This window comes from Mucilaginibacter sp. McL0603, assembly GCF_049992945.1.
Classification (GTDB): domain Bacteria; phylum Bacteroidota; class Bacteroidia; order Sphingobacteriales; family Sphingobacteriaceae; genus Mucilaginibacter.
Genome location: NZ_CP188251.1, coordinates 1,767,179 through 1,780,465 on the forward strand (window position 1 = coordinate 1,767,179; position 13,287 = coordinate 1,780,465).

Genomic DNA, 13,287 nt, shown 5'->3' on the forward strand with positions numbered 1-13,287 from the left:
CATAACCATTTTTTTAGTCTTTAATTTGGTTGCTCCTGTTTACGCAGCCGACGAGCAAACAATCAATAATACCCGCATATCCGTTATAGCAGACGATGTACCACTAAAAGATGTTTTTGATATCATCGAAAAAAAAACGGAGTTTATTATCGGCTATGATAATACAGTCGATGTTAGGAAACATGTTTCAGTACATGTGAACAATAAAACTGTAAACCAGGTTTTACAGGAGGTATTAAAAGACTATAAAGGCACAATTAGCCAGGTGGATGACTACCATGTATTGATCAAGGTAGAAAAGACGGAAAAAGCCCCCGTTGTCCAAAAACCATCTGCCGAAGTTCAACAGGTTCAGGTTAAAATTACAGGAACTGTAGTTGACGAGACAAACAACAGCCTTCCGGGAGTAAATGTTTCAGAGAAGGTATCACATAAGGGTACTGCTACTGATGTTAACGGAAAATATGCCATTACGGTTGAACAAGGTGCAACTTTAGTATTTTCTTTTATTGGATATGGAACCCAGGAAGTTGTTGTTGGTAATCAAACCGAAATCAATATTCAGTTAAAACCGGCCGGAAATATTCTTAATGAGGTAGTTGCTATCGGATATCAAACTGTCCGTAAAAGTGACTTTACAGGTGCAATTGCCAGTGTAAAGGCAAGTGAACTTAATCTTACAGCACCTACAGTTGGCCAGGCCCTGGTTGGCAAGGTAGCGGGTGTACAGGTTTCACAGGTAACCGGTGCGCCATATCAAAGCACTAAAATTACTGTCAGAGGCGTGGGTTCAATCAATGCCGGGTCTGATCCATTGTATGTAATTGATGGGTATGCAGCAGGTAACGATTTGTTTATCAACCCTGAGGATATTGAATCAATAGATATATTAAAGGATGCTGCATCGGCAGCTATTTATGGTTCAAGAGCAGCAGGTGGTGTAGTATTAATTACCACCAAACATGGGGCAAAGGAAAACAGCAAGGGTAAATTTGAATATGATTATCAGATCGGCATTAATCAGTTAGCAAAGAAAGTTGACCTTTTAAATTCTGACCAGTTTGCACAATTGGTAATTGACGGTCGCAATGATACCTATCATGATCTTTGGGTAACTACCGGCCATACATGGAACGATGCCATGTATTCGGATGATAATGCAACCCGTATTGCAAATGTGGGTAATGCTCCTTCGGTAAGTATTCCATCAACGCTGTATAATTTTGGAACGCAATCACTTATTCACCAAACCGTTAACACTGATTGGCAAGACGAATTGTACAGGAATGCTTTAACACAAAGCCATAATCTGTCGTTCTCAGGTAATTCTAATGGTACAAGCTATTATTTGAGTACCGGTTACCAGGATCAGCCGGGTATCATGTTAGGTACGGGCCAACAAAGGATTAACCTGCGTGCCAATGTTGATGGCAACATAGGTAAACGATTAAAAGTTGGAACTAATATATCGTTCACTCAGAATACTAACCAGGAAACTCAGGATGGCCGGTGGGATCACAGCCCGGCATTCGGTGCATTGATCTACATGCCGTTTTTCCCGGCTTACAACCCTGACGGAAGTATTGCTACTAACCTGGCCGCTGCACAATCAGTAGCATATGGTTATCAATCCATTGAAAATCCTATTGCAACTGCCGAGCGCATAAAAATAACCCGTATAGGAGACCGGGCCACATATAATGCGCACGCCAGCTACACCATTTTAAATGGGTTGACATTTAATGCGAACTTAGGTATGCAAACTTATGCTGAGGATTATAATTATTATTTACCTACTAATATTAGTAATGGCGCAAATCCGCCCAATTCTTCTCAATCAATACAGGCTGCAAAAGCTGTACGACAGACAATTGATTACAGGGACGAACTAGGCGAGTTTACTTTGAATTATACCAAACAACTAGGTAAAAACCATTTTGATGGATTAATAGGTTACACTGCCCAAAAAACAGTAAACAATGTTCTCACGTTGCAGGGCACTGGTTTTCAGAATGATAATATACCAAACATAACAGGTGCCGCGCCGAATCAAATAACCCTGATTACGCCCAGCAGCCCGGCAATTGAAGGTGTACAGCCAACTCAGGACCAGACATTTACGCTCCTGTCATATTTGGCAAGGGTAAATTACAATTACGACAGTAAATACTTTTTATCAGCTTCATTTCGTACGGATGGTTCTTCCCGTTTCGGCCCGACTGACCGTTACGCATCATTCCCTTCTGTATCAGCCGGCTGGAATTTGTCTGACGAACCATTTTACCACAGTTGGCTTGGTGATCGGTCGACAGTTAAATTACGTGCAAGCTGGGGGTTGACCGGAAACAACAATATAGGTAACTATAATACACAGCGTGTTTTTAACTCGCCTTCAAACGCGGTATTTGGCACAGGTAGCCTGTCCCCGGCCCTGACAGCCGGCGCTATGAAGGATCCGAATTTGGGATGGGAATCAACTTCCCAATACAACTTTGGCGCCGATTTGGGTTTGCTTAATGGCCGCCTGTTCATTATAGCCAATTATTACCTTAGCTATTCTTACAATTTATTATTTAATGAGCCGGTATCGGCTGTTTCTGGAAATTCTACTATCCTTACTAACTTAAATAATTCAAAAATAAGTAACAAAGGATTTGACTTCCAGGTTGATGCAAAAGTAATTGCCAATAAAGATTTTCATTTAAATTTGAGCGGTAACATCTCCCTTAACCGTAACAAAGTATTAAACCTGGGCGGCAACAACACCATCCTTACCGCTGGTGCAGAGCGATCATATTTAACCAGCATTACAGAAGCAGGCCAGCCTATTGGAATGTTTTACGGGTATAAGGTGGCCGGCATGGTTACACAGGCAGATCTTGCTAATATAGCTATTGACCGTGCAAATTATAACCCAAGTACGCAATCTTATCCTGCAGGTTATAAAATTAAGGGGCCACCTATTTCTACGTTTTCATCAACCCCTTTGTCGGCAGGAGATCTTTATTTTAAAGACGTTAATGGTGACGGCATAATCAATAGCAAGGATTTGGGTATTATTGGCAGTCCCTATCCAAAATTTACTTACGGCTTTGCGATAAATGCGTCATATAAAAGCTTCTATTTCAGTTCTTCGTTTGCTGGCTCTTATGGCAACCAGGTGCTGGATGGACAGGATTATTACCTGTATAACATGGAAGGGTCGGGCAACCAGTATGCAGACGTTGCTAACCGTTACCGTAATCCGTCAGATCCGGGCAATGGCATCGTTTACCGTGCATCGCGTGGTGGCACCCAAAGTAACAGCACAAGGTTATCGACTTTTTATTTACAGGATGGCTCTTTCCTGAGAAATACAAATACTACTATAGGTTATGATATTAAGTCGGATTACTTAACACGTAATCTTGGTCTAAACGGACTGAAACTATACTTCTCTACCAATAACTTATTTACAATCACCAAGTACAAAGGCTATAACCCCGAAGTTAATTACGATTATACCTATGGTGGTTCTCAGGGTGCAAATCTTTCGCCTGGTATTGATTATGGTGTTTATCCTTTGGTACGGTCATACAATCTTGGACTTAAAGCAACTTTTTAATTGAAAAAACTAATTCAGAAGCAATGAAGAATATAAATGTTAAATTATTATGCCTGGTAACATTATTTGCGCTGGGCTCGTGTAAAAAGGATTTTTTGGAGCAAAGTGATCCTAACGCTAATACTATAGCCAATTCGTTTAAAAGTGAAAATGATGTGTTATTGGCAGTTAACGGTTGTTATTCGCTATTAAGAAGCGCCAATACTATAGGCGAAGGTAGTGATCTATGGACAGATCAGCGCTCTGACGATACCGGAACAAATGATAACCAATCTAATGCCGGAGAACCATTTCAATTCAATAACTTCTCATTGGTGCCCACTAACAGCTACATGTATACACATTGGCTGGCAATGTATGCTGTTATAGCGAATTGTAATATCGTATTGTCAAACATTGATAAAGTGACCTTTGCAGCCCCTGCCACCAAACAGAAATACAAGGCAGAGGCTGAATTTATTCGTGCGCTGATATATTTTGACATGGTACGTGAATGGGGAGATGTACCGCTGGTTACCACGCAGCTTACAAGCCCTGCTGATATTACAGCAAATACTTTCCGCACCGCACAGGCAAAAGTTTATGATCAGATTGTTGCAGACCTAAAGGATGCGGCTAACAGTCCGCTGCCTGTAACACAATCTGCAGGCGTAATAGGCCGCATATCACTTGCAGCTGTAAATACTTTGTTGGGACAAGTGTATTTAACTATGGCTACCACCCAGGATCAGGCAAATAGAACAACAAATCTTAACAATGCTTTGGCAAGTCTTACAGCAGCATACAATTCAAAAACATTCACTAATCTATCAGATATCCCTTACACCGATGTGTTTGATGTTACCAAAAAATCTACCTGTCCCGAGCTTATCTGGCAGATAGTAAATATACAGGGCGATCCTATTTATAGCTCAAGTATAGCTGCAAATAGCCAGGCTAAGGGTGAAACCACTAATTCGCAAAAACCATCAACATCTGTAGGCGATAATGTAACGCATGACCTGGTTAATGAATACGAAGCTGGCGACCCTCGTATGACATTTTCAATTAAATACGCTAATGCGCCAACAGTTAAAGACTGGTATGTAACTAAATTCAGAGACGTAAGCGCGGGTGCCGGCATCAATGGCTATGGTGGTAATGACTGGATATTAATGCGTTACGCTGATGTTATCCTAATGCTTTCTGAAGTAAATATGTACCTCGGAAATACCGCTCAAGCCACCCAATACCTTGACATGGTACGCGCCAGAGCCGGCATGCCAACTTATGAAGTTTCATCATTGGATCCTGTTTACAGTGCCAATTTCCCTACACTTAAACTGGCCATATTACATGAACGCCGGGTTGAACTGGCTTTTGAACACCATCGTTGGTTTGATCTTCTGCGTACTTTTACAACTGACGAACTGGTTAATTATTTTCATGCCAAGAGCCAGGCTAATTTTGGGTCAGCTATTTTAAGCAACTTTACAACTAAAGACAGGTATTATCCAATACCGTTCAATGAAACTAAACTCGACCCGACAAAAATGTATCAAAATCCCGGGTATTAATTTCTGATCATAAAGGGGGGGCTTGAGCCTCCCTTTTTTAGTGAATAAAATAAATGAATATCATGAAAACCAATCTTAAAATTTATCCAATATTACTTGCGGCTTGCTTTACGTTATTATTTAATAATCGCGTATTTGCACAGATAAAACAATTAGCCGGATATGATAAAAACTATCATTTTGTGCATTCAGGTAACTTAGTGGCCGATAAAAATTTTTACCTGCTTACTGTAATTGAACATACTCCGGCAGTTAGTAAACTCGTAAGTACAAATAATACCCTGCAAACTATATTGACTAAACGGGTAACTGAGTTGAAACAACATGCAAACGATACCTGCTTTATGCCAGCTTCGCTATTAACAGGTTTCAGATATAACACACAGGATTCGACACAAATTTCGGATGTCTTTAAAGAGTTATATAGTGCTAATAAATCTGTGTTTGATGCCATGATAAATACTCATTTAAGGCCATCAGGTTACTACCAGAGGTTTGTTGGCCTAAATAACCAGGAACTTTTACTTAAGGCATGGGCGCAATATGTTTATGGCATTAATTATATTATTGATCAGTTTGGCTTTGGTAAAAAATTGCGCTTTCCACGTATTGATACAGCCAGTTATGTAGTAACCAGCCGTTATTATCGCGGGGTAATGAAGGATATGTTTTCAATGCTTGATGAACATACCACTGAGATGAAGCTGTTTTATCAGCCTTCACTGGCGATAGCTATGGGATTGATGGATGCCAATGACAGGGACGAGCCGGCAAGGTTTGAACCAATGGAGCAGAAAGATAATAAAAAAGCATTCGACAGGATAAAATTGATACAATGGGATAAATACAAATATGCAACCATTGTAATTCCCGGAAACGGCCCCGAGTTATTTACCACACCCATCAGTCCTGATAATAAAATACATTGTGATATAGCTGCCGATCGTTACTTAAAAGGCTGGGCGCCCTTCATCATTGTAAGTGGTGGTTATTGTTATCCGTTCCGCGGCCCTTATTGCGAAGCCATTCAGATGAAAAAGTACCTTATGGAAAAGTTTAGTATTCCCGAAAATGCTATTATAATTGATCCGCATGCAAGGCATACTACAACTAATTTCAGAAATGCCAACCGTTTAATTATCCGCTATGGTATTCCTGTTGATAAGCAATCTGTATTTATCACCGCCAAAATGCAGGCAAGTTCTGTAAAGAGTGATTTATTTGATAAAAGGAATATGCACGATCTGGGTTATCTTCCATATCGCGAGAAAACTGGAATATCTAATCATGATATTACTTTTTATCCCACTTATGAAAGCCTGCATATGGATCCGCTTGATCCTTTAGATCCATAGTATTTGATTAACATAACCTCTTACAACGGGAAAACAAAAGCCGCCTTTCTAATGCAGAAAGACGGTTTTTGTTATTACAATTGGTGCCAGCTTAATTTAATTTGCTATCCAGGCTTTTCACAAAAGCGATGACAGCATTTTGCTCTTTTTGGGTTAAATCAAGTTTGTCAGGTGGTAAAGTTTGATTGTCTATCGGGAAACCTAATCCTACACCACCTCCTTTATTATAAAAATCCATCACCTGCTCTAAGGTTTTAAACACGCCATTATGCATATATGGTGCCGTGTGGGAGGCATTACGCACCGTGGTAATTTTGAAAGCGTGTTTAAAAGCACCTGTATGCAAGATGTCATATCTGCCCATATCATCATCAATATCAGTTTCTGCCATCGAACGGGGAACACCGATCACTTCACTTTCAACCAGCATATACCTGGGCGGGAAAGATCCGTTAAATAGTGGCATATAATGGCAGGTGGCACATTTTGCTTTCCCCATAAATAAATTAAATCCATTTAGCTCTTCCTCGTTCATGGCTGTTTTATCACCCCTCATATATTCATCAAAACGGCTGTTGAGGTATACCAGGCTGCGGACAAACGAACCGATTGCATTCATCACCTCAAGTGTATCAATCGCAGACCTGTTCTTTTTGGGAAAGGCTGGCGAAAACAGTTCCCTGTAATCCTTATTTTGCCATAGACGGACCGCGACCGCTTTCATGGAGCCGTGCATCTCATCCTGATTTTGAACAACTGCAAGTGATTGATCTTCCAGTGTACCCACCCTCAGATCATAAAACTGTGCCGGTTGCAGTGCTGCATTAATTAAGGTAGGCGTGTTTCGCCTGATGAGTTTTTTACTGCCAATTACTGTGTTTTTTACCACGCCGTCGGTAAATGCTTTTTCAGGCTGATGACAGGACTGGCAGCTTCTCGTATTTGTCCCGGAAAGAATTGGATCTGCAAATAACGCCCTGCCCAAAGCGACCTTTTTAGCAGTCGAAAAGCTTTCCGGATTGGGCGCATAGGCATCGGCGTTAAATGCATCTTTATCAAATAACGTTTTTGCATCCTGGTTCAGTAAGCGGTTATACCGGATGATATGGATCTTTAATTTTTGCTCCAGGTTAGTGATCCTGGTAGTGATCGGGTTCCCATATCGTGTAATAAACTCTGCCCGGTTAAATACGTCAAAATCGGTGTGATGTTTCAAATATCCTAGTGCACTGTCACATAAAGCTGGTAAGTGTTCATCACCCGCCTTATCCTCATAATAAGCAAGTGCATTTTTGACACTTTCTAAACAGGCTGCCGATTCCTGCGAGCTTTTTTTGGTAAGCGGATTATCAAAACCGGTGATGCCCAGGGATAAAACCCTGAATACTTCCAGTTTGGTAGCATCAAATACCTGCCAGTCCAAAATATCAATATTGGTGTAGTACCCCTTGTACCTGTCGCAGCCTTTTTGTAAGAGCGTTATCTGGCGAATCAATTCTTTCTGATTACTCTTGTCATACTTCGGGAACAGGTAAGCTTCTATTACCTGCAAACCCGCCGGTTCAAAAACCTGGCCACTGGCTACTTCGATTTCCTGCACAGGCGGCCCATTTACAAACCTTGACTCGGCCGGGGAGAAATATTCGCTGGCCCATTCAAATTTTTTATATGATAACCTTAATTGGATGAACAACCGCTGTAGTTCTTTTTCATTGGCCGGGCTACGTTTGGCTACGGCAAGCAAGCTATCCTTAGCAAGGATAAAGCTATCCACCTGTGCCAGCAACGTTTGGGCGATAGCTTTCTCAGGAGCTATAGTTTTTTGTCTGCAAGAAAAAAGCGTATATCCGAAAGTGAGAATAAGTAACCCTGAAATGGCGATAAATTTATTCATTCATTGAGCAAAAACGGGGGCCAGCTAATTTAGCTGCCCCCCCTCGTATTGTGTAAAAAAGTTTATTTCCGAACTTGTTAAAGTTCTGACAAAGTCCTAGAAATTAAATGCATTTGAAAGCGGACTGGCGTTTTTGTCCCGTTCGGCCAGAGGCGCCAGGCCCCATCTTTTCTCGATTAAAGAGAGAATACCAACAGTTTCATATTGAGTATGGTCAACAAAACCCTTTTTTGCAAAAGGTGAGATAATGATAGCAGGAACGCGTGTACCTGGTCCCCATTTCTTATCGATCACCGGTGGCGCAACGTGATCCCAGAAACCACCGTTCTCATCATAAGTAACAATGATGACAGCGTCTTTTCCATTCGGGCCGTTAAGCACATCGTTGATCAGTTCCAGTGTGTGGTTCTCTCCATTGGCAACATCAGAATAACCCGGATGCTCGTTATCGATACCAAGCGGTTTTACAAATGATACCGCAGGTAAGGTACCTGCTTTAGCAGCAGCGATAAATACTGTTTCGTCTTTCAGGTGGTCTTTTTTTAACTGAGTGCCGTCTGCGTAGTTTTTGTAATAAGCAAATGGCTGGTGGTGGAACTGAAAAGTCGGATCTGGATTACCGGCCAGTGCATTATCCCATCCGCCTGAATACCATGCCCATGATACGCCTTTATCATTCAAACGGTCACCTATTGTAGGATTGGTTTGATTAGGAATTAATGTAGCGGCATTTGCGCTTGCGGGGTGTGGTGCATTAACCGTATAGCTGGTATTAACAACAAAGCCGTCAGGTGTTACTGCTCCGTCAGTCACAACGTTGCCTGATGCGTCCACTGTAGCAACCATACTGGCAGGGGCATTAGGGAAAGTCGGACTAGCCGAAGCGATCAGCCATTGATGATTCAGAAACGATCCGCCGAATGCACTGTGATAGAAGTTGTCGCATAGGGTATATTGTTGCGCCATGGCCAGTAATGGCAATAAGCTGGTTTTGTAATAACCCTGTGATAATCCGGCCGAATTACTGTTATAAAGTGAATATTTATCCATTTTGCCACCATCAATCTGCATTTGTTCCTGGTAGTAGCGGTGCAGTACGTCCTGGGTGATCTGGTCATTAGGGACATACTGGTCGATATTGAAATAGGTATTAGTTAAGTTTGTCGGAAATGCCGGTGTCCCCGGGATTGCAGGCAAAAAATTATATGGCGTACCCGTTGCATCCACCTGGGTGGTATTAGCCGCAGTTGCATTTTGCAATCCATTGGCACCAGAGAACTGACCATAAAGATTATCGAAGCTGTGATTTTCCAAATAGATAACCACTACATGGTTTATCTTATTGATTCCTCCGGAACTGTTATGGTTGTCATTTTTTTTACAACCCGCAAGGGATAAGCTTAAAAGCAGCACCGCAATTATGCTTGTCTTAAAAAAGTAATGTTTGTTTTTCATAACTTATTGGTTTTCATGAAGTAATTGTTTAATACAAAAGACCAGCATACGCATGAACATAATATTACGACCAGGTAATCATTATGTTACTTTTATATTCCGGTAAAGCATTTGACTTGATAACGGCACTGTAGAGGTTAATTAATAACTGCCTGCGAAAGCATGAATCTGTTTAATGGGGACAAAATTATAGTAATGATATTCAGGCTTATAAAGCGAATAATCTCCTCAAACCCTCTAATAAACTGATTCGAAAAAAAACTGTCCGGTAGGTTAAAAAATACTTTTCTTTAAGCATCGGTCCGATGCTTTTTATGCCCTTCTATGATCGGGAGATTACATTGCAAAGTATATACAGAAATCCATTAGGAGCGAATAGTAATATTGAAAGCGAAATCCTGATTAAAATGCTTTAAATGTAGAAAGCTTCTCGTTTGAGAAGTTTCTTTTAATCGCGCTGGAGGCTTAAATATCCTTGAAGTCTTCTCCGTATTAACCTAAAGATTCAAGAGTGTATTTATTCTTCCGCTCCGGAACATCGTCCCCCGGTAAAGACTGTTAAGGAAGTTCCTAACTAAGCCGATATTGATCCGTCCCAACGCAAACATAAAAACCACCCGTTCAGGCGATTTCTAACTGTGATACACGAAGTAACTTTATCATAAGAAAGGAAGGGTTATACAATGGTTGATCAGGATGAATTAGGCGCATTATTATACCTGGTACTACATCAAATGTAAAACATTGTCGGAACACTAACTGGTGGTATTAAAAACATTTATTCAATTAATTAATCAATTAAAGTCATGAAAAATTTAACTTCTTATTCAGCATTATTAAGCCTTGTTTTAATAATAGCATCTTGCAACAAAAATGATGCAGTACTACCCAAAAAAACAGCTGCAGCCGCAACCGCAACAGATACATCATCTGTTGTGCCGCATCCCTGCGACTCTACAAAGTTGGTTGCTTACGTCTTATACAATTCAACTGGTATAGATTCGTTTACAATTTATTTTAACGGATCGGCAAACTACACATTTGATTTCCCGGCAAACGGCAGTAAAACCGTATATGTTAAACCAGGTACATATAGTATAGCAATACCACCCAAAGGAAATTATTCACCACATAGTTTTTTTATAAATGGTGCGCTGTACGAAAAAGCCCCTGGTGTATATAATAAGGCGGCGCAAATCCAAGCATGTTCAGCTGGATCATCGGTTGAAATACATTAGTCATATTATTCAAAAGCCGCCCTGAATCTCAGAGCGGCTTTTGCCTGCCATCCTGTGCTGATCAGCCAGGATTTTTTTATAGCAGGGCCTCCATAATAGTAACTCAAGTGTATTTTAAAAAATAGACCATTTTCTATAGTGAACCATAGTTTACTTTTTATTAAATTTACTTAAATATATAATATACAGTTACTTATCTATCAATACTAAGATGTGTTAAAACCAGGGGATTAATAACAACTCATTGCTAAAGACGCTCTCATGAAACAAGATGCGATACCTAAGCTAATTACCCCTAAATCCGCAAAAGGGGAATTGGTTTTGAAGGAGGTATCGTTATTGTTTTTTTTAGCAATGGTACTTTGTAACTTTTTTGCAGTTGCTCAGCTTAACCCACATTTTAGGCACTTTACTGCTATTCATAAATCAGGGTCTTTACAGGCTCCGTTGATCACATCTTTCCAGGTGCAGGGGAAAGAAAGAAAAATTAGCCCTTCACAAACTGTGGAAATCGAATATTATGAAAACTCTTTTTCATTCAGTTACACAGTACCTGATTTAGCAAGTCCGCGCTATGCTTATCAGTTGGACGGTTTTGATCCGATATGGACGAATGCCGGGGATCGTCAATATGTAAACTATACCAATTTGCCAGGTGGTATTTATAAGTTTAAGCTAAAAGCAACTGCCGACGGAACGCATTGGGTTGAAATGAATGACCCTGTCCTTATTCGTATAAATATCCCTTTCTATAAAACTGCATGGTTCATTATAGTGATCGCTTTTTCAATTTTCATTACCGCAGTACTGGTAATTTATTTTGCCCAGCGGATGCAATTGCAGCGCATACTCATGACTCAAAAGATTAGAAATAATATCGCAGGCGACTTACATGACGACATAGGATCTTCCTTAAGCAGTATTATGTTAATGAGTGATTTGGCAAACAAACAGCCAGCGCAAACCGCAAATTACTTAAACCAGATAAGTCAGACTGCATATAAAATAATTGAAAGTATGAATGATATCGTATGGGCCATCAATCCGGATAATGATACAGTTGAGCAAATGCTTGCCCGCATGCAGGAGTTTGCATCTGCATTACTGGAAAAAAAGAATATAAACCTGCAGTTTAATACAGTTTTGGAAACAGAGAATTTGAAACTCGAAATGGTGCAAAGAAAGAATCTCTATTTAATTTTTAAAGAAGCCATCCACAATGCTTTCAAATATGCAGACTGCAACAATGTAGAAGTACTGTTTAAGCAAGACGCCGGCACGATCACCCTAAAAATTGAGGATGATGGAAAAGGCTTTGATACCGAAAAAAAAGGTGTGGGTAACGGCATGTATAATCTTCAAAAGAGAGCTGCAGAAATAAATGGCAGCATGCAGATAGTTTCTATTCCTGGTAAAGGCACAACTATTTTACTTGTTTTTAAAATCACCCGAACGGGTAGTTTCACCAATAATTTAAAAAGCTGAATTTTGATTTATGTTATATTATGATGGACATTAAGGTAGTAATATTTGAGGATAACGACGAGCTGAGAGAAATGATCTTCCAAATCATCAATATTTCAGAAGGTGTTTCCTGTACAGGAGCATACCGTGATGCCACGGATCTTGAGTTTAAGATGCGCCGCTCACAGCCCGACGTTGTGCTAATGGATATCGAGATGCCCCGTATAACTGGTATTGAAGCAGTAAGGGTCATCAGTGAAAAATTTCCTGCTGTACTGGTAATGATGCAAACCATTTTTGAAGACAGCGAGAAGGTTTTTGATTCTATCTGTGCGGGGGCAAGCGGTTATTTGCTCAAAAACTCGCTGAGCGACCAGCTTATTCCGGCAATTAAAGAGTTAAAAGCTGGTGGTGCCCCTATGAGCGCAGGGATTGCACGGAAAATTGTATCCCGCTTCCAGGAGCAAAACCCATACATTGAAAGGGATGATTATAAACTTAGCGTCCGCGAAAAAGACGTGTTGATCCACTTGTCAAAAGGTATGAGCTATAAAATGATAGCCGGAGCCTGTTTTATAAGTATTGATACTGTAAAATCCCATCTTAAAAAAATATATGAAAAGCTGCACGTAAATTCAAAAAGCGAAGCAGTAATAAAGGCAATGAGAAATAGAATTGTTTAGTACCAATTAACATATTTATTAACCTTAAATAACAGCAA

General features: G+C 40.3%; 8 protein-coding genes. 6 read left to right on the forward strand and 2 right to left on the reverse strand.

Annotated elements, in window-relative coordinates; all coding sequences use genetic code 11:
- Positions 1-25 precede the first annotated feature (25 nt).
- The 3 genes from ACPPVU_RS08165 (at position 26) to ACPPVU_RS08175 (ending at position 6,515) form a co-directional block, all read left to right on the forward strand.
- Positions 26-3,604, forward strand: a complete 3,579-nt coding sequence (locus tag ACPPVU_RS08165) for a SusC/RagA family TonB-linked outer membrane protein (RefSeq protein ID WP_426671197.1) — start codon at positions 26-28, stop codon at positions 3,602-3,604.
- A 23-nt stretch (positions 3,605-3,627) separates the two neighbouring features.
- Complete coding sequence (locus tag ACPPVU_RS08170) at positions 3,628-5,160, forward strand: RagB/SusD family nutrient uptake outer membrane protein (protein ID WP_426671198.1); 1,533 nt, start codon at positions 3,628-3,630, stop codon at positions 5,158-5,160.
- Positions 5,161-5,222: 62 nt separating this feature from the next.
- Positions 5,223-6,515 (forward strand): YdcF family protein, encoded by a 1,293-nt coding sequence (locus ACPPVU_RS08175; RefSeq protein ID WP_426671199.1) that lies wholly within the window; start codon positions 5,223-5,225, stop codon positions 6,513-6,515.
- A gap of 91 nt (positions 6,516-6,606) precedes the next feature.
- Here ACPPVU_RS08175 and ACPPVU_RS08180 read toward each other — a convergent pair whose 3' ends face one another.
- Both ACPPVU_RS08180 and acpA read right to left on the reverse strand, forming a co-directional pair.
- Positions 6,607-8,409 carry a cytochrome-c peroxidase gene (locus ACPPVU_RS08180; RefSeq protein ID WP_426671200.1) on the reverse strand — a complete coding sequence of 601 codons (1,803 nt, stop codon included), beginning with the start codon at positions 8,407-8,409 and terminating at the stop codon, positions 6,607-6,609.
- 96 nt (positions 8,410-8,505) lie between these two features.
- Positions 8,506-9,864 (reverse strand): acid phosphatase, encoded by a 1,359-nt coding sequence (gene acpA, locus ACPPVU_RS08185; protein ID WP_426671201.1) that lies wholly within the window; start codon positions 9,862-9,864, stop codon positions 8,506-8,508.
- Positions 9,865-10,670: 806 nt separating this feature from the next.
- Here acpA and ACPPVU_RS08190 point away from each other — a divergent pair.
- From ACPPVU_RS08190 to ACPPVU_RS08200, 3 genes are all read left to right on the forward strand, one after another.
- Positions 10,671-11,102, forward strand: coding sequence for a hypothetical protein (locus tag ACPPVU_RS08190; protein WP_426671202.1), 432 nt, complete (start codon positions 10,671-10,673; stop codon positions 11,100-11,102).
- A gap of 261 nt (positions 11,103-11,363) precedes the next feature.
- Positions 11,364-12,587, forward strand: coding sequence for a triple tyrosine motif-containing protein (locus ACPPVU_RS08195; RefSeq protein ID WP_426671203.1), 1,224 nt, complete (start codon positions 11,364-11,366; stop codon positions 12,585-12,587).
- 20 nt (positions 12,588-12,607) lie between these two features.
- On the forward strand, positions 12,608-13,249 hold the full coding sequence (locus ACPPVU_RS08200) for a response regulator (RefSeq protein WP_426671204.1): 642 nt from the start codon (positions 12,608-12,610) through the stop codon (positions 13,247-13,249).
- Positions 13,250-13,287: the final 38 nt, after the last annotated feature.